Source organism: Pseudoalteromonas sp. S4741, assembly GCF_005886135.1.
GTDB classification, from domain to species: domain Bacteria; phylum Pseudomonadota; class Gammaproteobacteria; order Enterobacterales; family Alteromonadaceae; genus Pseudoalteromonas; species Pseudoalteromonas tetraodonis.
The window spans coordinates 77,253-98,971 of record NZ_PNCN01000062.1 but is presented as its reverse complement, the minus strand read 5'-3'; the positions used below and the strand labels follow the sequence as shown (position 1 = coordinate 98,971).

The following is a 21,719-nucleotide window of genomic DNA, read 5'->3' as shown; positions in this document are numbered from 1 at the left end:
GTCTAGCGTAAAGGTCACAAGAAATGAAAAATAAAGGCAAGCTTCTCAATAAGAAAATAGGGTTGATATGCTTACCAGGCTTTTTACTGCCACTGCAGGCGAAAGTACTTGTAGATGATGAAAGTGCGAATGCGCGTAATATGGAAATCATAGAAGTTTATGCGCAAAAAAGAGCGCAAAAAATTGAAGAAGTTGGCATTTCTGTAAGCACCATTAAAGGTAATGATCTTCAAGTGCAACACGTTAAAGATTCGACAGAGTTGTCTGTATTTGCGCCTAATCTAAAAATTAGTCAAAACGCAGCGGAAGGCACACCGCCAGCGGTTAACATTCGTGGTGTAGGGCTAGTTGATTACAATACGGCGAATACATCCCCTGTGGCGATGTATGTTGATGACATTGCTGTTGGCTCTGCAAGTAACCAAATTGTTAATTTATTTGATATTGAACAAATTGATATTTTGCGTGGTCCTCAAGGCACTTTATTTGGTCGCAACTCTACTGGGGGCGCTATTTTAATCCGCTCTAAACGCCCTGAGTTTGAACAAAGTGGTTATTTAAGCACTGGCATTGCTAATAACAATGCGACCAGTGTTGATGCTATGTTTAATTCAGGACTTAGTGAAAACACTGCCGTTCGTATAGCGCTTAATCATCAAGATTATGATTATTCCACTAACAATATTTTTGCCGACTCACCGAAAGCTGGCATGCGACAAACGAATGGCCGAGTTTCCTTTTTAGCTGATTTTGACACGGTACAGCTATTGATAAAAGGGCATATTGCCGATTGGGATGGCATAGTACAGCCGGTTGGCAGTATTGGAATTGTTGCTAATCCACTAACAGGAGAGCGATGCTCGCCAGCACAAGCGGGTTCAACCAGCTGTTTTGATAATTTTGGCTTTAATGATGCCAGTGATGATTTTTATACAGTCAGCGTAAATAATAATTCGCCTCATAAAACAGATGGTAAGGGCATTAGCGCCCATGCTAATTGGCAATTAGACACACACAATGAGCTTGTTTTTTTAAGCAGTTATAACAAATTAAAACGGGACCATGCTTTTAATTGTGATGGCTCTCCCGCACAGTTATGTGAGGGCAACTTAGGGTTAAATACTGATTTGGTGACGCAAGAATTGCGATTGCAATCTCAGTTGGGTGAGCATTTTTTAACGACGGGAATATATTATGCTGATGAGTCTATTGTTCAAGATAATGTAAATGATATTTTACGCGACTATCGGGGAGTTTTATCGACAGATTTAACCGCTACTTTTTTTTATAATAATAAAATAAACACAAAGAGTATGGCTGCGTTTACGCAACTCGATTATCAATTAAACCAAGATTGGTTGATCACTGCAGGGCTTCGTTACTCTTATGAATCGTTAGACTACGACTCAGTATCTCAGCTTAACGTTTTAATAGATGCTGACGATTTAACAGGGGTTAAGGTTCCATTTTATCGTGTTCAAGGAGAGCAGTCAGATAATGGCATTTCAGGGCAGTTAGGAGTGAACTTTAAAGTCGATGATTCAACTTACGCCTATTATCGTTTTGCTAATGGCGCCAAAAGCGGAGGCTATAACGGTGGATTTTTATCATCGGTTGAACAGGCCCAACTCGCTGACTATCAAAAAGAGCGGTTAAACTCACATGAAATCGGATCAAAGTCCTGGTGGCCACAGCAGGGTATTCGATTTAACTGGGCTGCATTTTATTATGATTATAATGATCAACAAGTCTTTATGAATCAGCCTTCAACATCTGAGCAGAGCCCGCCAATTCAATTATTAGAAAATGTGGCTGACTCCATTATTTACGGCTTAGAAGCTGATCTTGAGTATTGGCTGACCGATAATTTGAATGTTAAGTTTGCTATGGGTTATATACCTCATGCAGAGTTTGAAGAATATGTTGATCCACTAGGGAATGCGTTAACTAATAATCGTTTGCCGTTTACCTCAAAATGGAATCTCAGTGCGGGTATTGAATACACTTTTGAGGTGGTTAATCACCCACTAACTACTCAATTATTAGTTGATTATCAATCCGATTACTATTTTGATCAGAATCAAAACCCCTATGCGATGCAAGACAGCTATAGTATTTTTAACGCCAATATACACTATCAACACGATAACTGGGGGGTTGCCATTTGGGGTAAAAACCTGTTTGGTACTCAATACAGTCACTTAAAATTTGATTTAAGTTCTTTTCTTGGCATGCTTGAAGATTTTAAGGGTGAAGGCCGGCGTTTTGGCTTGGATATTAGTTATCAGTTTTAATTTAAGGTGCAAAGTATGCCAATAAAGGCAGCTCTAAAGCTATTTATATATTGTGTATTTATATGCTTTAGCAATTTAGCAGTGGCAAATGCACTTGAGCCTTTTGCTTATACTTTGAAACAACAAGATACTGATTTGCTTAATCAAGGCAGTGTATTTCAAGTCACTGATGGCGCTTTTCCCCGAGACCATAGCGATATAGAAACGTGGCTTGAAAAAAAGCAACCACAATCGAGAACATCGTTTTTTGGTGGTAGTTTTTGGTTTGTGATTAAGCTGGAAAACAAAACTGATTTAAATGAACTTGTGTTATATCCCTATAACACGCTGCTTTCAAAAATTGAGACGCGTATTTATGATATGTCGAATTTTGATGAGCCAATAAATCGTTATACAACGGGTGGCATTTACCCTAATGAGTTTGCATTTCATTATGGTAATAGAATTGAGCTGACGCCTAATCGTCCCTATATGTTAATTGCAAAATTTCAAAGTGAATACTTTTACACCCCACCTAAATTAGTGCTTTCACCTTATGATGATTTTTTTGTGAAAAAAACATCATATAACATGATTATGCTGCTGTGCTTTGGGGTTGGTATTGCATTAGGTTTATACAATTTTCTTATTTACTTGGGTGATAGAGATAAAACCCATTTGCATTACGCCCTGTTTACCGCGTGCTGGGTATTAGCTTGGAGTCAGTTTTTTCATATACCAGATCAAATTTTTGGTTTTTACAACGCCCATTTTCATTGGCTAGGTTTTACCTTAATTCCCATCACAAATATCCTATTTTTTAACAGCTTACTTAAATTAAAGGAAACGTCTCCTCAATTATCACGGTTTTCAATTTACTTGGGCATTATTGCTACCGCAGGTACTCCATTTGCAATCATTTGGCCAGGTTTTGGCTTTATATGGGCTACTTTAGTAACGGGGGCTACTTTGTGCCTGGGTATGATTGTTGGTATACGAAGTTGGTTAAGTGGCTTTAAGCCCGCTCGCTATTTTGTTTTAGCGTATTTGGCGATGGCCATTCCTAATATGGTCGGCAATTTAACTAATTTAGGGCTAATTGAACCTATAAAGATAGATCTCTATTTACTTGGGCTCATTGGTACCGCACTCGATGCAGTGCTACTTGCTTTTGCCGTGGCAAATAAATTTAGCATTTTACACCATGAGAATGTTGAATTGACTAAAAATTTAGAACACAAAGTACAGTTGCGTACTCAAGAGTTACAACAATTAGCTGAAGAACTTCGTGATGCAAGTGAAGCTAAAAGTCGATTTTTAGCCAATATGAGCCACGAAATTCGCACCCCAATGACATCAATCATTGGTTATGCTGATGGTATTATTTTAGGTGATATACAGCCTCATGAGAGAAACCATGGCATTCGGGTGATTTTGCAAAATAGTCGTCATGTTCTTGGCTTAATTAATGACATTTTGGATATGTCAAAAATTGAGGCTAATCGTCTAGAGATAGAGCTAGTTGAAACGGACTTGTTTGCCACTATTGCTGAAATCGAATCGTTATTAGGAAAACAAATTCGTGATAAAGGCTTAAAATTTAAAGTTGATTATCAATTTCCGCTACCTGATTGGATAGTCTCAGATCCAACTCGATTGCGACAAATATTATTAAATTTAGCAACCAATGCGCTTAAATTTACCAGCCAAGGTTATATAAAGCTAACGGTTAGCTGTAATAAAAAACAACTAATTATTAAAGTGAAAGATACGGGAATTGGTATGACCGACAGTGAGCAAAAAGATCTATTTACTCCCTTTCATCAAGCTGACTCGTCGATTTCTCGTAAATACGGTGGCACTGGACTTGGATTAAACATATCAAAAAGCTTAGCAACTAAACTAGATGGGGATATTACGGTTTATTCTGTACTCGGTAGCGGCAGTGAGTTTTGTTTTACTATGGCACTGCATACAACGGAACATACAAAATGGGTTTACGCATTTGACGATATCTGTAAGTCACAAAACAAAGAGCTCCCTTTAAATAGTAACCAGCGAAATTTGATTGGTAGGGTACTCGTGGCTGAAGATCACCCAGAAAACCGACAGCTGATTAAGCGGATTTTAGAGCGAATGGGTTTAACTGTGGTGGCAGTAGAAAATGGCCGAGATGCTGCACAAGCGACACTTGATGAACAATTTGATTTAATTTTATTAGATATTCAAATGCCAATTATGGATGGTGAACAAGCAATTAATATTATGCAAGCCACGGGTGTAACAACACCGATTGTGGCGCTTACTGCGAACACGATGAAGCATGAAGTCGATCGTTATTTAAAACAAGGTTTTACCGATCATATTGCCAAACCCATCGATAGACGGTGTTTTAGTAGTAAAATCGCAAGTTATCTTGATATTGATATATGCGAAAATATTAAGCTGCCTGATGATGAGTTTGCACTGCTCAAGCAAGAATACATTAAAGGATTAAAAAAACAAAAACACACATTACAGTCGCAATTTAAGCAGGGTGATATAACCGGTTTTGCACGCAGCGTACATATGATTAAGGGAACGGCAGGGATGTTTGAATGCCAAGCACTGTATCAACAAGCTGTTGAGTTTGAAAAACGATTAAAATCCGCTAACGCCGTGCTTGATAGACATCAAGTAGAGGCTTTACTCAATACAATTGACGTTATTTTAGAAGCTTAAAACCATACTTTTTAAAGCCTTGTTTCCTGTGTTGTTATGATCTGTTTATAATAGTAAGATAATTTTTAAAATACAGTGTTATTAAAAAGGAAATTTTGTGAAGCTATCTGTTTGTATTATATGTAAAAATGAAAAGGATAAAATTGAGCGTTGTTTAGAGTCAGTAAAGTGGGCAGATGAAATTATTGTACTTGATTCAGGCAGCACTGATGAAACACGTGCTATTGCAAATAAATACACAGATAAAGTATTTGTGCGTGATGACTGGCAAGGGTTTGGTGAGCAAAGACGTAGAGCAGAAGCATTAGCAACTAACGATTGGATTTTTGCAATTGACTGTGATGAAGTTGTCAGTGAGCGTTTAAAGGAAGAAATAATAACGACATTGGCAAAATGCAATGAGAAAAATATTTTAAAGCTTAACCGTTTAACGTATTTTTGTGGCCAATTTATTCGACACAGCGGCTGGTATCCTGATCGTATTGCGCGTATTTACAATAAAAAAATAACAGGTTATAACCAAAACTTAGTGCATGAGTCTGTTGTAATGCTTGATTGTAAACCAATTGAGCTGAAAGAAAATATATTACATTTTCAGCATGAAGATATTTTTGGCTATATGAATAAAAGAAACCATTATGCGCACATAGGTGCAGAGCAAATGGAAAAAAAGGGTAAAAAACCATCACTCTTGAAGGCAAGTAGTTCCGCTTTTTTTGCTTTTATCCGCCATTATTTTTTAAGACGTGGCTTTTTAGATGGTAAGGCAGGATTTGTTATTGCGGTCATACAAAGTCAATATAGCTTTAATAAATACTTATTTGCCTATTATAAATAATCTCACTTAGCAGGTTAATTTTATAATCATCCGGTGGTTAAAATTAATCTGCAGTTATGCTCTACTCAGTAATGTTCTATTTGGTCGGGCGTTAAATAAAATGCCTGATGCCACCTTTATTAAAAAACCGTTCCCTCATTTTTACTAATAGTGAATACCGTGCAGTTATTCGCTGCGGTGATATCAATTATAAAAATGCAATTACAGACACCTATTAACGAACATGCTTTAATGGAAAGAGGATGTTTTTTAGGTGTTAACAATGCAATATCAACATATTACTGTGCCAGAAAATGGTGAACATATACTTATTGATGAACAAGGACAGTGGCATATACCCGAACACCCTATTATTGCTTATATTGATGGTGATGGCGTCGGCCTCGATGTGATGCCAGTGATGCGAAAAGTAGTGGATGCCGCCATAGAGCATAGTTATGGCCCAAGACGCAAAATTCATTGGATGCAAGTTTATAATGGTGAGCAAGCTGCCAAACTTTATGACGGTGATTGGTTCCCTCAAGAAACGATTAATGCAGTACGAGATTGTAAAATCGCGATTAAAGGCCCTTTAACAACACCGCTTGGAGGCGGATTTCGCTCGCTAAATGTCGCGCTTCGCCATGAAATGGATTTGTATGTAAATATGCGAACCATTAAAGGATTTAGTGCATTACCGTCACCATTAAAAAACCCATTTACCACGCATATTACCGTGCTGCGTGATAGCAGTGAAGATGTGTACTCAGGAATTGAGTGGCAAGCGGGCAGTGTTGAAAGTGAAAAAATGCTCGATTTTTTATGTGAAGAAATGGGCGTAACTCGGCTTCGTTTTACCCAAGAGTGTGGTTTAGGTATTAAAAATATCTCTAAAGAGGGATCAGAGCGATTAATACGCTATGCAATTAATTATGCCCTAAAAAATAATAGTGAATCACTCACTTTAGTTCACAAAGGCAATGTACTTAAGTTTACCGATGGCGCATTTAAGCGCTGGGGATTTGCGCTGGCCAAACGTGAATATGCTGCCATTGAGCATCAAAACGGGCGCTGGCTTGAAATACAACGTGCTGATTTACCGCCGCTGGTTATTAAAGAAGTGATTGCCGATAATATGCTTCAGCAGTGTTTAATGGATCCTGCTCAATTTGATGTGGTGGCCACCACTAATCAAAACGGAGACTTTTTAGCCGATATGCTCAGTGCACAAGTCGGTGGAGTAGGGATTATGCCGGCGGCAAACTTAAATACCGAAGTTGCGTTTTTTGAACCCACACATGGTACATTTGAGCGCATAGCAGGACAAGATAAGGCAAATCCGAGCAGTAGCTTATTGAGTGCGGTGTTAATGCTTAAGTTTATGGGATGGAGTGAGGCTGCTTGTTTAATTGAAAACGCGCTTGAAAGCACATTTGCCAGTGGACAGGTTACATTTGATTTAGCTCAATCAAATCATAACTCGACAACCTTAAGTTGCAAACAATTTGCCAACAAGGTTATCGAGCACTTTTAAAGGGCAGCATTTTACGCTGCAGAGGCGTTAGCTGTTTGCTCGCGATGAACGCATGGACGCTCTGTCAGCTCTGCAGCTCTGTGGTAAAGTTTATGGGCGCTTGGCTCATCACAGAGTGTGCCACTAAGCGTATCCATTAAAGCAACCACAATAATTGCAGGCACTTGGCAACAGTATTCATCTAGAACGGCTGCGGTTGTTTGTGCATCTACATGACAATGTGGATGACTTTTACGTTGATATGCATTTAATAAAGTATTCACGTCGAGAATGTCGTTTTCTTGGTGTTTTGTTTTACGACATGCACACCCAAACTCATCAACTAGCGTGGCTAACGCTTGGTAAACGTGTTGCGTTTGAAGTGTTGTTTTACGACACAATTGTTGTTCAATGAATTGATGTAAATTTGCATCAATGAATAATCCGTCTTGTTGTGTGAAGCTTGCTGATGTTTGCATAATTATTACTCTTAGTTTGTTGGCTTAACTTCACTGTAGCGCTAAGTGTAATATTAATGAAATTGTTGTTTTCAATAACTGATATTGATTTGATCAATATTTTAATTCTTTACCTATCAATCACTGTATTTGCAAACGCCAACAACTCGCGTCTAAGCCATTGGTGCGCTGGTGTATGGTGTAATAACGGGCTCCATATCATTTTTACTTCTATGGGGACGATTTGAAATGGCACAGGGCTAATCACTAAATTAGTATGGCTAGTTAAAAGCTTTGCTTGACGACGCGGAAGGGTTGCAATGAGTTGCTCAGATTGACACAGTAAACTGGCAATCATGTAATGACGAGTAAATACGCGTATTTTACGTGTTTGTTCTAATTGCCATAATGCTTCATCGACCCAGCCTAATTTTTGTTTACCTGATTTATTGGTCACAGCGGGTTCGGGGCCCCAGCCGGCTCGATTAACCCAAATATGTTCACTTTTTAAGTATTGGTCTAAGTTTGCATCGTTTAAAAATGGATTATGTGGATGGGTTAAACAACAATAGTTATCTCGCCATACAGTAGCTTGATGAAAAGAGCGCGGCAGACCGTTAAAACGGTTTATTGCCAAATCGATAGTGCCTTTTTCCATATCCTGTAGGTTAACGTCGCTGGGGCTAAGTACATCGAAGTCAATGCCCGGATTTTTAGCTAGCTGCTCGCAAATAAAGGGAGCAATTAGCGTCGATTCTAAATAATCGTTTGCCATAATACGAAACGTCACGTGGGCAGTAGCCGGATTAAACTGCTCACTGGGCTGCGTGATCTCTTCTGCCATTTTTAACAGCGATTCAATTTCGGGCTTAAGGGCAAGGGCTTTAGCTGTTGGGGTCATGGAGCCCGCAGCTCGTACCAGCAAAGGATCGTCAAATAAATCTCTTAGGCGTTTTAACGCATTGCTCATAGCCGGTTGTGTTAATGCGAGTTTATTGGCCGCTTTAGACACACTTTTTTCATCTATTAATACATTTAAATAGACGAGTAGGTTGAGATCGACATTTCTTATATTCATATGATCAATTTTATTTATTTGCTGTATTAATTATCTAAATTAAAGCGTGCTTGCTAAGGTGTAAACCTCTAATAAAAAATAATCAGCATAATTGCTAAAAATAGAAGCGCCTATACTATGCCTAGCACGTCGTTAACGTCTACCCACAATCCTATACAAGAACTCATAGCCACTAAGTTAGCACGCGCTGTATTTGCTGGCTTTGAAGCTATGTTTGCACAGTTTTTAAATATTACCTTAGGGGCGCAAAGTCGCTTTGAACAACGCCAATATCATGAGGTGCAAGCGGCAATGCGAGCGCGCTTGCAAGTGTATGAGCGTCAAGTAAAGCAGGTGAGTGAGGCCGTTAAAGTGATTGCCTATGATGAACTAAACTGTCCACAAACATGGCAACGTGCAAAAAATATTTATGGCGAAATGGTTAAAGAGCATGAAAACCAGCCAATTGCACATACGTTTTTTAATTCTACTTTTGGCGCTATTTGGGATGATAAAAAAATTCGTACGGTGCATTTATTTGTCTTAAAAGCAAAGTACCGGGGGCAACCACGTTCTTATGAAGGGCTTGTGAGTCGTATTTCCTTAAAAGAAGGCTTTGATAGCGCAGTTAAAACTTTAGTCAATGAACAAGTGTTTAGAGTGCCATTTAAAAATTTAAACGAGGACTTAGCTAAACTACAAGCAACGTTAACCCAAGGGGCGCAGCAACAATGCAGACAAGTGTATGAGCTAATAAGTTTAAATGACGGCTATATTGAGTACGCTAACTCACACTTTTACCGAAATAAAGCGTGTTATGTAATAGGACGATGTATTGCTAAAAATGGCGACAATATGCCCTTTGCAATTGCCATTTTAAATACCCCAGACGGGCTTACAATTGATGCTGTAATGATGGGCGCTGATCAGCTGAGCTTGTTATTTGGCTTTGCGCGCACGTACTTTATGGTAGATACCGACCAACCTGCACGGTATGTAGATTACTTAAGTGTGTTAATGCCTCACAAACAACGGTTTGAATTGTTTAATGCGATAGGTTTTATTAAACATGCGAAAACAGAATTTTATCGCTATAAGGTGGATACGACTAAAAGTAGCCCCGAGCAATATAAATATCATTTAGCGCCAGGTACACCAGGTATGGTGATGCTTGTTTTTACAATTGATGGCCTAGACTATGTGTACAAAGTAATAAAAGATAAATTTAGTGCACCAAAAACAGCGACAAAACAGCAGGTAAAAGATAAATATAACTTTGTAAAACAGGCTGATAGAGTAGGGCGATTAGTTGATACTCATGAATTTAGATACCTAGCCTTTGATTTAAGTCGTTTTAGTGATGAATTGCTTACACAAATGAAAAAACACATTGGTGATAGCTTAATTATTTCGGGCAAAGCGTTAATACTCAAACATGTCTATGTTGAGCGAAAAATGACACCGCTTAATTTATATATCGGTCAATGTACCAGTAAATCACTGCAGCAGGTGATGGTTGATTATGGTAAAGCGATTAAAGAGCTTGCCAGTGCAAATATTTTTGCCGGTGACATGCTAATGAAAAACTTTGGCGTGACACGTTGGGGGCGAGTGGTATTTTATGATTACGATGAAATTTGCCCTCTTACTGATTGTAATTTTAGAGAAGTGCCAAATACTGACAACGCGTTAGAGGAAATAAGCTCACATTCTTATTTTGATATAGACCAAAATGATATATTTCCTAGTCAATTTAAGGTTTTTTTTAGTGCCAGTAGCAGTGCCTTTAGCCATTTTAATCATTATCATAGCGATTTATTTACGGCAAAGTACTGGCAAATGACCCAGCAAGGTATTGAGCAAGGTCAGCTTCCTGATGTATATCCTTATAAACAAAGCTGGCGCTTTAATAATTTATAGTTTTGTTTATCTTTCATAGTTAAATTCGAAGTTGTGTTTTTAGGCAAGGCTTCCCCTGCAATTGCTGCTAACGCAGCATAAATGCAGAACATGTACTGCCCAACGAGTTCGGTCTAAATTGAACAAAGGTTAGTCCACAAAGGCCAATAAACTGATTAAATCAGCACTGAATTTTTGTGCTTAAGGCGCTGTTAACTCCAAAAGGAGTATTATGAGTTTAAATTAGTTGGCTTCGCTTTTTTGTCAGGTTTTGTGTTTGCCAGTGCTAAAACCCCGAGGTTACATCAATAAAATTACTAACCACTACACACTTTAAATATATTACACAGAAAATAACGAGTTAGTTGAAGCCGAAGTATGGCGAAAATCAAATAGAATAAAATACGAGGAGATTTATGCAGTACATTTCACATCAAGATCAGCAATTAACGTTTGAACAAACCGATAAGCCGCAGATTAGCAGTAATGAAGTATTGGTAAAAGTAGCAGCGATTGGCGTTAACCGCGCCGATTGTATGCAGCGCCAAGGTAAGTATCCTGCTCCTGAAGGGGATAGCCCTATTCTAGGACTCGAATGTGCAGGTACCGTGTGTGAGCTTGGCAGTGAGGTAGACCCTAAATGGCAAGATAAGCGTATTTTTACTCTATGTGCCGGTGGTGCGTACAGTGAATATGTCGCGGTAGATGCGCAGCAATTAATGGAATTGCCAGATAATATTTCTATGGCACAAGGTGCTGCTATTAGTGAAGTGTATTTAACTGCCTTTGGCGCACTCTTTGAGTTAGGAAAACTACAATCAGGGCAAACGGCGCTTATTCATGCCGGTGCCAGTGGCGTGGGCGGAGCGGCTATTCAAATGGCAAAAAGTGCCGGTGCACAGGTGGTAATAACAGCAGGGTCTGATGAAAAATGTGAACACGCTAAAAGCTTGGGTGCTGACCATGTGATTAATTATAAAACCACTGATTTTGTTGAATATATGAAGGCACATAACTTAAGTGCAAACGCCATAGTCGATCCGGTTTCTGGCCGCTATTTGAATAAAAATGCCAAAGTGGCCGCAATGGATTGTCAGATTGTGATGCTCGCATTTTTAGATAGTCGCTTTGCCGAAGTCGATTTTGCACGCTTATTACAAAAGCGCATTTCGTTTCATGCCTCGACATTACGTAATCGCAGTATCGCGTTTAAGCGCGCGTTAAGAGATGCATTTGTAGCGCGCTTTTATGATGATATTGCCAATCAAAAGTATGACTTTAATATTTATAAAACCATGCCATGGCAACAAGCTAGTGAGGCACATGCCATCTTAGAGGGTAATGAAAACTCAGGTAAAGTTGTATTGTTGGTAGAGTGAAACAAGTAATGCCACAGGGATTAATATTGTTAATCCCTGTATGAGGCCATATACTTTAAAAAACTATTTCGATTTTAAGGTTAATAATGAATCCAATTATTGCAATATTAAAAGAGCACAATGTCAGCGATGAAAAAGTAGCGGCATTATTTGAAGCATTTACCCAAAACCCAATGATGGCTATGGCATTAGTACAAGAGCTGGGCATACCACCTGAAAAACTTCAGCAATTGATGGCGGTAGTAATGACCCAACCTCATTTAATTAAAGAAGCAACGGATGAGTTAGGTTTAGATTTTGCAAAAGTACAAGAAGCGAAAGACAAGTTAAACCAGCAGTAAACTATCTTTAGAGACATGTTTTATGCATGTCTCTATCTCTAAACATGTTTTGTTACACACTCATTTGAACGGCTCTGCATTTATACAGTCAAATAAATACTTAACCTATAGCAGAGACAAAACATGAAGCGACTTTATAAATTTTGGAAAAATAACTGTTCTTTAATCGTTTTTATTATTTTAATGAGTGTGTTTCGTAGTGCCGTCGCCGATTGGTACGAAGTACCAACAGGTTCAATGAAACCGACTATTGAAGAAGGCGACCGAATCCTTACCGATAAAATGGCGTATGATTTACGTATACCATTTACGCATGTATCCCTGTTAAGACTGGCAGAACCACAAACCGGCGATATTATTGTATTTGATTCTAAAGTGGCGGAGAACCGTTTAATAAAACGCGTTATTGGCACACCAGGTGATATAGTTTCGTTGCAAAATAACGAATTGACCATTAATGGCGAGAAAGTAAGTTATAGCACTTTAAACGAGAGTATTCGGTGGCTAGATAAAACTGAGCACTTAAAGGGGCATGCTCATACCATACGGCTTACCAAATCGGTAGCAAGCTTAGTAGAGTTTCCGGCAACACCAATAGCAGCAGATCATTATCTTGTTATGGGTGATAACCGCGATAACAGTGCGGATTCGCGGGTCATTGGATTAGTTCCACGTGATGAGTTGCTTGGTCGGGCAAAGCGAGTGATTGTCTCGCTTGATTATGATGATTACTACTTGCCAAGAAGTGACCGGTTTTTGAAGCGTTTAGAATAAAAAACAACTATTACAATGGCTAAGCAAGATTGGTTAGCCATTGCTGTTTTTGCAGGTAGGATTATTTAAGGCATTAATCAATATCAATCGAGTAAGCTTCTAACAGCTTGTTAAGCTTAACTTGCTCTGAAGCATCAAACTCTATACCAACGCTAAGGCGGTTGCCTTTCATTTGGTTATTCCTAATGTAAGACGTAATAATAACAGGCTCGTTGTCTAATGGAGAAAGTATATGCACAAAAACTTGACGTTTTTTTAGTGCAACAAATCCAGAGCTTACGTGAATAGCAAAGCGACAACCACTCGGAGAAATATCAATAATTAAACCGTGCAATAAGCTTTTATTATCAGCATCAATATCGCCTTTATGTAAACTAATTTTAGCCGGAATGTGTGTAGGCAACCTGCTAGTTTCACGTAATTGTCGGCTTTCAATTTTTTTAGGGTAAGCTAAATAAATTAATCGTTCAGGGCGAAATGAAATCGCTAATATGCTGGTTGAAAAAGCAACACATTCGCCCCGTTCGTCTTCAATAATATACCGTACAATAGCCCCATTACCTTCAACTAAAATGTCGCTGTAATCATTTTTACCTGCTTGAGCAGGGTATTTTAATATTAAATATTTACCGGTGTCGTAGCCGATTAAAGTGAGTTTAAAGCGAACCTGAATGGGATTGTTAAATTGTATATCAATTAGCTTTCCCGGGAGTAAATCGAGGAAAAACTTCTTTTGATCTTCAGTTGGTTTATCTTCAACAGTAGTATTATTTTTATTTGTTTCCACAAACACTTTCTCAATATTAACAGACGCTTAATTATCTTTTAATATAGTGTAAAAATCACTAGTATAAAAGAGGGCATTTAGTAAAAGAAAATAATACTTTGTGCTTGTAATAGTGAGCGGAGTTAGTATTTTACTCCGCTGTGGAGATTAGATTGTTACTCTTTTGGCAACAAAACAGTATCAATGACATGAATCACGCCGTTGCTGGCTTTTACATCTGCCATTACTACGTTTGCATTGTTGATCATTACAGAGCCATCATTGGTGGTTACATTCACAGACTGGCCTTGCACGGTCGTTGCACTGTCTAATTTTACAACGTCTGAAGCCATTACTTTACCTGATACCACATGGTAGGTAAGAATTGCAGTTAACTTGTCTTTATTTTCGCTCTTAAGAAGGTTTTCAACGGTACCTGCTGGTAGTTTAGCAAATGCCTCATCAGTTGGCGCAAATACAGTAAAAGGACCATCTCCTTTTAACGTATCAACAAGGCCTGCTGCTTTGACGGCAGCAACGAGTGTTGAAAACGATCCATTGGCAGCAGCTACATCAACGATATCTTTTTTCATACCATGGTGATCGGCATGAGCTGCTGTAGATAGGGTTAAACTTGCTAACACAAAAGTCAGAACAGACGCTATTTTCTTAAACATGTTACTTTCCTTTAAATTGATTAGATATCGGTTAAATATTACGCAGGCTTGCTAGCTTACGATCATTTTAAAAAAGGGTGAGTCATTGCCTTATCCCAAAAAAGGTATTTAATAAAAAGCAAAGCCAGCTATTAACCCTCCTAGTGAAAGCTTTTATGAGTAAACACGGTCTGTTTATCTTCAATTTTTTATATCCAGTTCAGCGATATAACGACATTAATTAACAATAGGAAATAAACCATGAAAAAACGGGCTATTTTTACAGCGCTCATTGCATCACTTTCTTCATTAGCGTCTGTTGCTGGACAAACTGAAATGCAGATAAATACTTATAATCAACAGCTTGAAAATGTGGCTATGGTGGCACAATTAACGGGTGAAATGGCACAGCGTATAGTCAATGCAGCGTCTGCAGCGGCGCTCAAGGACAATTTAGCTGTATCAATAACCGTTGTGGATGCATCTGGACAAACGCTGGCGGTACTTCGCGATCATCGTGCCGGTGTTCATACTATTCGTGCCAGTTATAAAAAAGCCTATACCGCCAATTCGCAAAAGCGAGAAACCGCAGTTATAGCAAAAGGCATAAAAGAGGGCACTATTCCAGCAGACCTTCGTTATTTAGATGAAAACATTTTAATATTGGATGGCGGGGTGCCTATTTATATTAACGATACTGTGGTGGGGGCAGTGGGAGTTGGCGGTGCTCATGGCAGTGAGGATGTACGTGTTGCAAAAGCAGGGATCAAAGCGTTATGGTTAGCGCAGTAGAAAAACAGATCCCGTTACTAAATATCCTCAAAAGTGATAGTAAAGGAGTTTACAGATTATGAACGAGACTGATTTAGCGCACTTAAAACGCACCGTAGCGCTAGCTAAAGAAGCGTTAGAGGCCGGTGATGAACCGTTTGGCTCTGTCCTTGTTGATGCTAATGGGCATGTATGTATGGAAGCTCGCAACCGTGTTGCCGGTGGCGATCATACTCGTCATCCTGAGTTTGAAATTGCTCGTTGGGCAGCCAACAATATGACCCCAGAGCAACGCGCTGGGGCTACTGTGTATACCTCTGGGGAACATTGCCCTATGTGCGCCGCAGCACACGCATGGGTAGGTTTAGGTCGAATTATGTATGTCAGTTCATCTGCGCAATTAACTAGCTGGCATAGCGAGCTCAAAATGACTAAGTCGCCCGTTAACCCGTTACCTATTGAAGCGGTTGCTCCTAATGTCGCTGTTTATGGGCCCGTACCAGCACTTGTTGAGCAGGTTCACGCCCTACATCGTCAATTTCACCAAGCAGATTAACAGCGCAGCAGCGCATGGTATTTAGACTAAAGCGACTACCTGTTATAGTTAACGGTAGTCACTTTTATTAAACGCAGCACAAGGGATTATTATGATCGTTAACCTGTTCGATAAGTTAATATTTGCTTGCGCTTTTATTGTTTCATTGCAACTACCGCAGCTGAGTGATCATTACCAACAACATTTAGCGGGCTTATACCATGCAACAAAATGGCAAGTCGACGGCTATGCACAAACGGCCAAGCAATATAACTTTTCTAGCACGCAAGCGATGATAAACCGCCACTTAGCTAACGCTGAACCTAGCGTTAGAGCCGATGCAAATCAAAAACAGCAAACATTACTGCAATTTGCCGATTTAAAAAAAGGGATGGCTATTTTTGAACAAGGTAATTTAGTGCAAAAAATGCTGTATATGTTCTCCCCTGAGCGCGTTGACAGATTACAAAGTACACTTGATAACTTTAAGTTAGGTATTCCTTTAACCACGAGTGCAGTGTTGTTTGCATTGGTATTAGCTATTTTATTAAATCAATTACTTATGCTGCCACATACTTTATATGTTAGGCGTAAAAAGCGTATTGCATCCGATGCGGTAAAATTTAATAGCTGATCGTCAATAAGTTATCATTGGTGATTTTCACTGGCCCTTTTAACAACAAATGCGCCACGAATGTCACCCAGTTTAAAATCAGTTGCCTGATCATTAGGGTATAAAGTCGCTATTTTTTTATAAACTGTGGGGTCAATCTGACTGCCATGACACGCTAAACACGCTTTTTGAGTGGGAATCGCTTTTACAAAATACCAGCCATCGGGTCTTTGCTCTTGATATTCTATGCTTGCTAACGGCTCGCCATTGAGCTTACGTTGTTCAAAGTTTAATAAAACATTTTTGAGCCATGCATCGGGTTGATTATCTGAGTTACGAGTTTTCAAAGCACTGCGGCTAATTTGCCAAGGACTATTGCTGTGTTGTGAAGCGATAGCGGGTGCAGCTGTATTACATACACTTATTGCCGCTAGTGGGCCGCTTTGTTTCATAGTACTAACCAGTACCTGTTTTAAATCACTTGAAAATGCTTTGATGGTTTGTCGTGCATCGTAGGTATTGCTAGCAAAAGCAGCGGATGAAATAAATAAACTGGAAAAAAGCAAAATAATGCGCATAATACACCTCTAAACATTAGGAGGTTCTAATATACAGGGTGCCAGGTGTTTTTCAAGTAAATCGTTTAGCGTTAAAGCATTTTTTTACTTAAGGTACCGCGCCTAAAATCGATAAACAGTTCTAAGAGAAAAGATATGCACAATAAGCACGATGAGAATAAAATAATAAACCAACAAAATAACCATGATGCTGGTGGACTTAATGTACAAGATCCATTAGCCGCTATTAAAGCAATTCGACTCGAACAGTTAGCGCAATGTCTGCTTAAAACACAAAAAGAAATACAGCACATGCAAAACAAAAAATAGCCTTGGGCGATAAAAACTTGCTAAGTTAACGTTATTAATTTTAAAGGCTGGATAGTGCAATTAATCCGTTATCTATAAAACATCCGCATCAAATTATTACTTTTATAGCTTGGCTGTGCGCTTTAGCTGTGATGTTAATAGGGCTACTTGCGCCTGAAAATAAACGTGTTTTAATGCTATTGACACTGAGTTCGCTCTGCTTACTTGTGTTTAATAGTGTAACGATGTCAGCTTGGGTATTTAAACGTTTTAAAGACCAACAATTACGCTTTATTGCTCTTTTAGGCAGTGGCGCTTTTATGTTGTGTATCGCGGGTGATGTGGTTAATTTTAATTTACCCCAACACTATTATCGCTATAGTACCTTGATAAAACATGATTACTTAGTGGATTCAATCTTATTTTTTGCACCTGGTTACAGCCTTTTATTTATAGCCTGTGTGTTAGCTTTTAATATAAAACGCCGGGTGTCGCTTATAAAAAGTGCACTTTTTTTTGTTGTTGTGTTGGTGCTAAGTAGTGCGTCGTTCTCTTCTATGTATCTTGAGGGGGCAGGAGATACTATTTTAGCTATGACAGGGGTTTATAGCTTAGTGATAACGGCTGTTGGGCTTATGGGTCTGGTATTAGTTGTTGCCTATGGTGGGATTAACGCACCCAAATCAATAGTGTGGGTGAGCTTAGGGCTTTTCCTTGCTGCATTGGCTGATGCCATTATTGGTGCTTTTTGGATTTATGGTAATCAGGGGCAAGGCTTTTACCCTCAAGTGCGCTATATAAACTGGTTTGTGTATATTAGCTCGCAAAGCTTGGTGATTCACTTAGCAAAAGTTGTTGCAGTAATACCAAATCGCAATAATGCTTAATTATTTTTCAGGGAGCAAACCAGAGAATAGCGGCGTTAAAAATTCTTATTAGAATAGCTAAATAACAGATGAAAAAAAAGCCGCTAAATATTAGCGGCTTTAAGCGATAATAATTACATTACGCGCATACCCGGCTCAGAGCCGTCGTCTGGGTTAAGAATGTAAATTTCTTTACCACCAGGGCCTGCCGCAAGTACCATGCCTTCAGACATTCCAAAACGCATTTTACGTGGTTTGAGGTTAGCAACCATTACCGTTAATTTACCTTCAATGTCTTCTGGTGCGTAAGCCGATTTAATTCCAGCAAACACTTGGCGAGTTTCACCGCCTAAATCAAGGGTTAATTTAAGCAGCTTGTCAGCGCCTTCTACGTGCTCTGCTTTGGCAATTTTAGCAACACGCAGGTCTACCTTTGCAAAGTCATCAAACTCAATCTCCTCGCTAATAGGCTCTTTCGCAAGCGGGCTATTAGGATCGATTTTGTCTTTTTCAGCAACTAAACTTTCTTTTGATTCTTCAACCATTTTATTCACTTTATCCATTTCTACACGTTGCATTAACGGCTTAAATTTATTGATAGGGTGGTTTACTAACGCTGTTTGCACACCCTGCCAAGATAATTCATCATTTAAAAAGGCTTCAACATTACTTGCCATGCCTGGTAGCACTGGTTTTAAGTAAGTGATCAACACGCGAAATAGGTTAAGTCCTAGTGAACAAACCTGATGCGCTTCTTCTTGCTTTGACTCATCTTTAATAAGTACCCAAGGCGCGGCATTATCAATGAACTGGTTTGCTTTATCAGCAAGTGCCATTATTTCACGAATTGCACGGCTGTATTCACGGTTCTCGTAATATTCGGTGATTGTCGCTGATACGTTCTGGAATTCTGCAAGCAATTGAGGTTGCATAACTGTATTGCTCAGCTTACCGTCGAACTTTTTAGTAATAAAACCAGCACAACGACTGGCAATATTCACTACTTTACCCACTAAGTCTGAGTTTACACGTTGTGCAAAATCTTCAAGGTTTAAATCTAAATCGGTAATGCCACTATTAAGTTTAGCTGCGTAGTAGTAACGTAAAAATTCTGGGTCTAGGTTATCTAGATAAGTACGCGCTTTAATAAACGTGCCTTTTGATTTAGACATTTTTGCGCCATTGACCGTAACAAAACCATGGGCGAATACATTAGTTGGCTTTCTAAATTGAGCGCCTTCTAACATAGCAGGCCAAAATAGGCTGTGGAAATAGATGATGTCTTTACCAATAAAGTGATAAAGCTCAGCGTCTGAACCTTCTTGCCAAAATGCATCAAAGTCGATGCCCTGTTTATCACATAAGTTTTTAAAGCTCGCCATATAACCAATAGGCGCATCTAGCCATACGTAAAAGTATTTACCTGGTGCGTTTGGAATTTCAAAACCAAAATAAGGTGCATCACGGCTAATGTCCCATTGTTGGAGACCATCTGCAAACCACTCATCTAACTTGTTGGCCATTTCTTGTTGAATTGTGCCTGAGTGTAGCCACTCTTTAAGCATGTCTTCAAAGGCGGGTAAATCAAAAAAGTAATGCTCAGAATCTTTTAAGATAGGCTCAGCACCCGACATAACAGAGCGTGGGTTGATTAGCTCGGTTGGGCTATAGGTTGCGCCACAGGCATCACAGCTATCCCCGTTCTGATCTTCCGATTTACATGTAGGACACGTGCCAGTAACAAAGCGATCTGGCAGAAAAATGCCTTTTTCTGGATCGAATAACTGTGAAATAGTGTGCTTTTTGATATGACCTGCATCGTTAAGGCGGTTATAAATAAGCTCACTAAATTCTTTATTCTCTTGGCTATGGGTACTGTGGTAATTATCAAATTTGATATTAAAGTCAGCAAAGTCGCGTTGGCGCTCGATGCTAACGTTTTTTACCATTTCCTCAGGCGTGATCCCTTGCTTTTGCGCATTAAGCATAATAGGTGTGCCATGAGCATCATCGGCGCACACATAGTACGCTTCGTGGCCTTGTAGTTTTTGAAAACGCGACCAAATATCAGTTTGAATATACTCTAATAAATGCCCTAAATGGGTAGGGCCATTGGCATAAGGTAATGCGCTAGTAATCAGGATCTTTCGCTGTGCCATAATCATTCCGAATTAAGCGTTCCTAGTCAGGAACAGATGAAAATTATTACATTATCGATAAGCAAAGTGATAACAGAGCACACTGCTTATCGATATTTACTAATTGACTGGTGTTAATGCCCTGAATGTTACATAATTCCGTGGCACTTTTCATCAAAGAAACGCTATTTTATTGCTATGTTTGGACTGTCGAAACTATTCTCTGCAAAATCGGTGCAAAAACAACCGATTATTTCTGCTCTAGCGGCCTATCGCAGTGCCGCTTTCGCTGTGGGTATTGAGCAAGATTTCATTGCTGATATCACTCAAAACACCGATAAATCAATTACGGTTAAACTCAATCTCCCTTTTGCGGCGCAATCTGAAATGCCGCATGTGGCTCAATTTTTGACTGAGCGTTTAAAGATTGATGTAAACGTAACGGCCAGTGTTCACCTTAAAGAGCCTGCGAAATTTAAAGCCATTAAACATATTGTTTTAGTTGCCTCAGGAAAAGGTGGGGTGGGTAAATCTACTACGGCCGTTAATCTGGCAGGCTCGCTTAAAAATGAAGGCGCAAAAGTAGGCATACTAGATGCCGACATTTACGGTCCGTCAATTCCTATGTTGTTAGGATTAGTTGGCAGTGAGCCGGTTACAAAAGACAATAAACAATTACAACCGTTTGATGCCAATGGTATTAAAGCGCAATCTATCGGTTTTTTAGTCCCCAGCGATGATGCCACCGTATGGCGCGGCCCAATGGCCTCAGGCGCGCTTAGTCAGCTTTTAAATGAAACCGATTGGGGTGAACTTGATTATTTAATTGTAGATATGCCGCCAGGTACCGGTGATATTCAATTAACCATGAGCCAAAAAGTGCCAGCCAGTGGCACCGTGATTGTCACGACGCCACAAGACTTAGCGCTTGCTGATGCGCAAAAGGGTATTGCTATGTTTAATAAAGTAAATGTGCCAGTGCTCGGTTTGATTGAAAATATGAGCCATTACATTTGTGGGCATTGCGGCGAGGCCAATCATGTATTTGGTAAAGACGGTGCACAAAAATTAGCCCTTAAGCATGGTGTGCCTGTGCTTTCGCATATTCCGCTTGCGATTGATATCAGAGAATCCTCTGAGCAAGGTAAGTTGATTGCCGATGATACAGATGCGGTTATTAGCAAAACTTACAGCGCGGCCGCACGATTGATTGCCAGCACGCTTTACTATCAACAACATCACAACGCGATTGACGTTGTGATTACGGAAGATTAAA

20 protein-coding genes are annotated in these 21,719 nt (G+C 39.4%); 14 read left to right on the top strand and 6 right to left on the bottom strand.

The window, feature by feature from the left end:
• The first annotated feature begins 23 nt into the window (after positions 1 to 23).
• From CWC30_RS10420 to icd, 4 genes are all read left to right on the top strand, one after another.
• Positions 24 to 2,294, top strand: coding sequence for a TonB-dependent receptor (locus tag CWC30_RS10420; protein WP_138627045.1), 2,271 nt, complete (start codon positions 24 to 26; stop codon positions 2,292 to 2,294).
• Between the two features lie 15 nt (positions 2,295 to 2,309).
• A complete protein-coding gene (locus CWC30_RS10415; protein WP_013465071.1) occupies positions 2,310 to 4,994 on the top strand; it encodes a 7TM diverse intracellular signaling domain-containing protein in 2,685 nt (894 codons plus the stop codon).
• A gap of 97 nt (positions 4,995 to 5,091) precedes the next feature.
• Positions 5,092 to 5,832, top strand: a complete 741-nt coding sequence (locus CWC30_RS10410; protein ID WP_013465070.1) for a glycosyltransferase family 2 protein — start codon at positions 5,092 to 5,094, stop codon at positions 5,830 to 5,832.
• A gap of 262 nt (positions 5,833 to 6,094) precedes the next feature.
• Positions 6,095 to 7,345 carry an NADP-dependent isocitrate dehydrogenase gene (gene icd / locus CWC30_RS10405; RefSeq protein ID WP_029610006.1) on the top strand — a complete coding sequence of 417 codons (1,251 nt, stop codon included), beginning with the start codon at positions 6,095 to 6,097 and terminating at the stop codon, positions 7,343 to 7,345.
• 11 nt (positions 7,346 to 7,356) lie between these two features.
• Here icd and CWC30_RS10400 read toward each other — a convergent pair whose 3' ends face one another.
• A complete protein-coding gene (locus tag CWC30_RS10400; RefSeq protein ID WP_013465068.1) occupies positions 7,357 to 7,803 on the bottom strand; it encodes a hypothetical protein in 447 nt (148 codons plus the stop codon).
• Between the two features lie 109 nt (positions 7,804 to 7,912).
• Positions 7,913 to 8,860 (bottom strand): LysR family transcriptional regulator, encoded by a 948-nt coding sequence (locus CWC30_RS10395; protein ID WP_138627044.1) that lies wholly within the window; start codon positions 8,858 to 8,860, stop codon positions 7,913 to 7,915.
• Positions 8,861 to 8,977: 117 nt separating this feature from the next.
• On the opposite strand from CWC30_RS10395, the gene aceK reads away from it, so the two are divergent.
• The 4 genes from aceK (at position 8,978) to lepB (ending at position 13,232) form a co-directional block, all read left to right on the top strand.
• The gene (gene aceK / locus CWC30_RS10390) at positions 8,978 to 10,759 is read left to right on the top strand and encodes a bifunctional isocitrate dehydrogenase kinase/phosphatase (protein ID WP_138627043.1); all 1,782 of its coding nucleotides are present in this window, start codon (positions 8,978 to 8,980) and stop codon (positions 10,757 to 10,759) included.
• A gap of 395 nt (positions 10,760 to 11,154) precedes the next feature.
• Complete coding sequence (locus CWC30_RS10385; protein WP_028835153.1) at positions 11,155 to 12,117, top strand: zinc-binding dehydrogenase; 963 nt, start codon at positions 11,155 to 11,157, stop codon at positions 12,115 to 12,117.
• An 86-nt stretch (positions 12,118 to 12,203) separates the two neighbouring features.
• Positions 12,204 to 12,458 (top strand): DUF2999 family protein, encoded by a 255-nt coding sequence (locus tag CWC30_RS10380; protein ID WP_008113615.1) that lies wholly within the window; start codon positions 12,204 to 12,206, stop codon positions 12,456 to 12,458.
• Positions 12,459 to 12,581: 123 nt separating this feature from the next.
• Entirely contained in the window at positions 12,582 to 13,232 is a 651-nt protein-coding gene (gene lepB, locus CWC30_RS10375; RefSeq protein ID WP_138627042.1) for a signal peptidase I, read from the top strand.
• A 73-nt stretch (positions 13,233 to 13,305) separates the two neighbouring features.
• Here lepB and CWC30_RS10370 read toward each other — a convergent pair whose 3' ends face one another.
• Complete coding sequence (locus CWC30_RS10370) at positions 13,306 to 14,019, bottom strand: flagellar brake domain-containing protein (protein WP_013465062.1); 714 nt, start codon at positions 14,017 to 14,019, stop codon at positions 13,306 to 13,308.
• Positions 14,020 to 14,174: 155 nt separating this feature from the next.
• A complete protein-coding gene (locus tag CWC30_RS10365; RefSeq protein WP_138627041.1) occupies positions 14,175 to 14,675 on the bottom strand; it encodes a fasciclin domain-containing protein in 501 nt (166 codons plus the stop codon).
• A gap of 240 nt (positions 14,676 to 14,915) precedes the next feature.
• Here CWC30_RS10365 and CWC30_RS10360 point away from each other — a divergent pair, with 240 nt between their 5' ends.
• From CWC30_RS10360 to CWC30_RS10350, 3 genes are all read left to right on the top strand, one after another.
• Entirely contained in the window at positions 14,916 to 15,446 is a 531-nt protein-coding gene (locus CWC30_RS10360; protein WP_138627040.1) for a GlcG/HbpS family heme-binding protein, read from the top strand.
• Positions 15,447 to 15,504: 58 nt separating this feature from the next.
• On the top strand, positions 15,505 to 15,981 hold the full coding sequence (locus CWC30_RS10355; protein ID WP_138627039.1) for a nucleoside deaminase: 477 nt from the start codon (positions 15,505 to 15,507) through the stop codon (positions 15,979 to 15,981).
• A 91-nt stretch (positions 15,982 to 16,072) separates the two neighbouring features.
• Positions 16,073 to 16,594: a DUF2937 family protein gene (locus CWC30_RS10350; RefSeq protein WP_138627038.1), complete on the top strand. Its 522-nt coding sequence runs from the start codon at positions 16,073 to 16,075 to the stop codon at positions 16,592 to 16,594.
• Positions 16,595 to 16,608: 14 nt separating this feature from the next.
• On the opposite strand, the gene CWC30_RS10345 is transcribed toward CWC30_RS10350, so the two are convergent.
• Positions 16,609 to 17,151 carry a Tll0287-like domain-containing protein gene (locus tag CWC30_RS10345; protein ID WP_138627037.1) on the bottom strand — a complete coding sequence of 181 codons (543 nt, stop codon included), beginning with the start codon at positions 17,149 to 17,151 and terminating at the stop codon, positions 16,609 to 16,611.
• A 135-nt stretch (positions 17,152 to 17,286) separates the two neighbouring features.
• On the opposite strand from CWC30_RS10345, the gene CWC30_RS18390 reads away from it, so the two are divergent.
• Both CWC30_RS18390 and CWC30_RS10340 read left to right on the top strand, forming a co-directional pair.
• Complete coding sequence (locus tag CWC30_RS18390) at positions 17,287 to 17,460, top strand: hypothetical protein (RefSeq protein WP_013465056.1); 174 nt, start codon at positions 17,287 to 17,289, stop codon at positions 17,458 to 17,460.
• Positions 17,461 to 17,684: 224 nt separating this feature from the next.
• The gene (locus CWC30_RS10340) at positions 17,685 to 18,326 is read left to right on the top strand and encodes a hypothetical protein (RefSeq protein WP_249929850.1); all 642 of its coding nucleotides are present in this window, start codon (positions 17,685 to 17,687) and stop codon (positions 18,324 to 18,326) included.
• 113 nt (positions 18,327 to 18,439) lie between these two features.
• On the opposite strand, the gene metG is transcribed toward CWC30_RS10340, so the two are convergent.
• On the bottom strand, positions 18,440 to 20,464 hold the full coding sequence (gene metG, locus CWC30_RS10335; protein WP_138627036.1) for a methionine--tRNA ligase: 2,025 nt from the start codon (positions 20,462 to 20,464) through the stop codon (positions 18,440 to 18,442).
• A gap of 177 nt (positions 20,465 to 20,641) precedes the next feature.
• Between metG and apbC the strand changes: the two genes are divergently transcribed.
• Positions 20,642 to 21,718: an iron-sulfur cluster carrier protein ApbC gene (apbC, locus tag CWC30_RS10330; RefSeq protein WP_138627035.1), complete on the top strand. Its 1,077-nt coding sequence runs from the start codon at positions 20,642 to 20,644 to the stop codon at positions 21,716 to 21,718.
• The last annotated feature ends 1 nt before the right edge of the window (position 21,719 follow it).

Coding starts and splice junctions, on each gene's coding strand:
- CWC30_RS18390 (WP_013465056.1), top strand. CDS start 17,287: ATGCACAATAAGCACGATGAGAATAAAATAATAAACCAACAAAATAAC.
- CWC30_RS10395 (WP_138627044.1), bottom strand. CDS start 8,860: ATGAATATAAGAAATGTCGATCTCAACCTACTCGTCTATTTAAATGTA.
- CWC30_RS10345 (WP_138627037.1), bottom strand. CDS start 17,151: ATGCGCATTATTTTGCTTTTTTCCAGTTTATTTATTTCATCCGCTGCT.
- CWC30_RS10355 (WP_138627039.1), top strand. CDS start 15,505: ATGAACGAGACTGATTTAGCGCACTTAAAACGCACCGTAGCGCTAGCT.
- icd (WP_029610006.1), top strand. CDS start 6,095: ATGCAATATCAACATATTACTGTGCCAGAAAATGGTGAACATATACTT.
- CWC30_RS10340 (WP_249929850.1), top strand. CDS start 17,685: ATGTCAGCTTGGGTATTTAAACGTTTTAAAGACCAACAATTACGCTTT.
- apbC (WP_138627035.1), top strand. CDS start 20,642: ATGTTTGGACTGTCGAAACTATTCTCTGCAAAATCGGTGCAAAAACAA.
- CWC30_RS10420 (WP_138627045.1), top strand. CDS start 24: ATGAAAAATAAAGGCAAGCTTCTCAATAAGAAAATAGGGTTGATATGC.
- CWC30_RS10385 (WP_028835153.1), top strand. CDS start 11,155: ATGCAGTACATTTCACATCAAGATCAGCAATTAACGTTTGAACAAACC.
- CWC30_RS10350 (WP_138627038.1), top strand. CDS start 16,073: ATGATCGTTAACCTGTTCGATAAGTTAATATTTGCTTGCGCTTTTATT.
- CWC30_RS10365 (WP_138627041.1), bottom strand. CDS start 14,675: ATGTTTAAGAAAATAGCGTCTGTTCTGACTTTTGTGTTAGCAAGTTTA.
- CWC30_RS10400 (WP_013465068.1), bottom strand. CDS start 7,803: ATGCAAACATCAGCAAGCTTCACACAACAAGACGGATTATTCATTGAT.
- CWC30_RS10380 (WP_008113615.1), top strand. CDS start 12,204: ATGAATCCAATTATTGCAATATTAAAAGAGCACAATGTCAGCGATGAA.
- CWC30_RS10360 (WP_138627040.1), top strand. CDS start 14,916: ATGAAAAAACGGGCTATTTTTACAGCGCTCATTGCATCACTTTCTTCA.
- aceK (WP_138627043.1), top strand. CDS start 8,978: ATGCCTAGCACGTCGTTAACGTCTACCCACAATCCTATACAAGAACTC.
- metG (WP_138627036.1), bottom strand. CDS start 20,464: ATGGCACAGCGAAAGATCCTGATTACTAGCGCATTACCTTATGCCAAT.
- lepB (WP_138627042.1), top strand. CDS start 12,582: ATGAAGCGACTTTATAAATTTTGGAAAAATAACTGTTCTTTAATCGTT.
- CWC30_RS10415 (WP_013465071.1), top strand. CDS start 2,310: ATGCCAATAAAGGCAGCTCTAAAGCTATTTATATATTGTGTATTTATA.